We start from the raw sequence: 1,651 nt of genomic DNA on the forward strand, positions 1-1,651 counted from the left end.
TGACCCGAAACTTGATCCATTGGACGTGGTTATTTCTACTCGTACTGTACATCATGACGTTGATTTAACCGCATTCAACAAACCGAAAGGGTTATTACCGGACTATCAAGAGCGTTACTTTTATGCTGACAAAGCGCTACAAAATTACGCGTATGAAGCAGCGGTGGAGACGTTAGGCAAAGAGAGTGTGTTCCGAGGCATCATTGCTTCTGGTGACCAATTTATCGCCAGTAAAGTAAAAGTCACGGGCATCTACCAAGAGTTCAACGCGATGGCCGTTGAAATGGAAGGTGCAGCATTGGGACAAGTTGCAACCGCCTTTAAGGTTCCGTATGTTGTCATCCGCACGATTTCCGACAAAGCGGATGGTTCTGCTGATGTGGTTTATTCTGAGCTGAAAAAAGCGACGGCAGATAACTCAGCAACCATTACGCTCAACATGCTTAAGCGCATGCAATAGGGTGAGAATACGAAACGCAGCACATTAAGTGCTGCTTTTTTATGAGTTCGTCAAAGTAAACATTATCGATTCTTTACCTTCAAATTCCACCCTCAGCCGCGAGTTTGGTTGTAAGCGGCTGAGAGAATCGATTGTCATCGTTGGCCGATTTCCACCACAAGCTAAGTTGCTCTTTGTCCATTGGCTTTCCGAACAAGTATCCTTGCATGAAATCACATCGATAAGCGGACAACCATTTGTGCATAACGTCGTGTTCAATGCCTTCGGCGGTCACGGTTTTGTTTTGAGCATGGCACAGCTCAATGATCGGTTTGATCACGTGTCCATTATTGGTATTCATCAACGTCAGTAGAAATTCTCGGTCAAACTTAATCTTTTGTACTGGATATTGAACAAGTTGAGTGAGCGACGTGTAGCCAGAGCCGAAATCATCAATAGCAAGTCGATAACCCAGTTTCGAAAGCTCATCAAGCAATGCCGTGCCTTGCTGTTCCGCGGCAAACGTCTCGGTAATTTCTAGTTCGATACATTCTGGTTTGATGCCATTTCTCGTTACGTGTTTATGAATAAATTGCGCCATTTCTAACGAGTTTAATTCGGCCGATGAAAGGTTGATGGACAGGACAATGTCTTTGCCAAAAATGCTTCTTAAATGATGGTATTCCTCGGTTGCATTGGCAAACACCCAACGGTCTATTCTGTCAAACAACCCAGCTTGCTCGGCGATTGGAATAAATTCGGTTGGTGGCACTGGCCCCAAGCCTTCTGCGTCCCAACGTAGAAGCACTTCCAAGCCTTCAATTTCGTTGTCTTTGTTATTCATGTAAGGCTGAAACACAAGCCTAAACTCATCTTCAACGTTGCTTTTACGCAGTGCACGTTCGATCTGACTGCGTCGCTGAGATTCCAAATTTAGCTCTGCTGAGTAGTACGCGTACTGATTTTTTCCAGCACGTTTGGCTTGGTACATTGCTGCGTCTGCATTGGACAACAGTTTCGCGATGTCTTGCCCATCTTGCGGGTACTGAGCGATGCCAACACTGGCGGTCACCGGGAAGGCGTTCGCCCAAGTTTGGCTGAGGTTGCTAATTGGTTTTAATAGTTCTTTGGCGAGTAAATCTGGGATGCTGCCCACGTCTTTATTGGAGCTGAGTAGGATGGCGAACTCGTCACCAGATAAACGCGCGCCAA

Annotated in this window: 2 protein-coding genes; one reads left to right on the forward strand and one right to left on the reverse strand. The window is 45.9% G+C overall.

Annotation, left to right across the window (positions count from 1 at the left end; all coding sequences use genetic code 11):
* The coding region (gene mtnN / locus R7P67_RS23700; protein ID WP_318086179.1) for a 5'-methylthioadenosine/S-adenosylhomocysteine nucleosidase at positions 1-460 on the forward strand (460 nt) is incomplete at its 5' end.
* A gap of 79 nt (positions 461-539) precedes the next feature.
* Here mtnN and R7P67_RS23705 read toward each other — a convergent pair.
* Positions 540-1,651: GGDEF and EAL domain-containing protein (locus tag R7P67_RS23705; RefSeq protein WP_318086180.1), on the reverse strand; the 1,112-nt coding region annotated here is incomplete at its 5' end.

It is taken from the genome of Vibrio sp. Vb0937 (assembly GCF_033338855.1).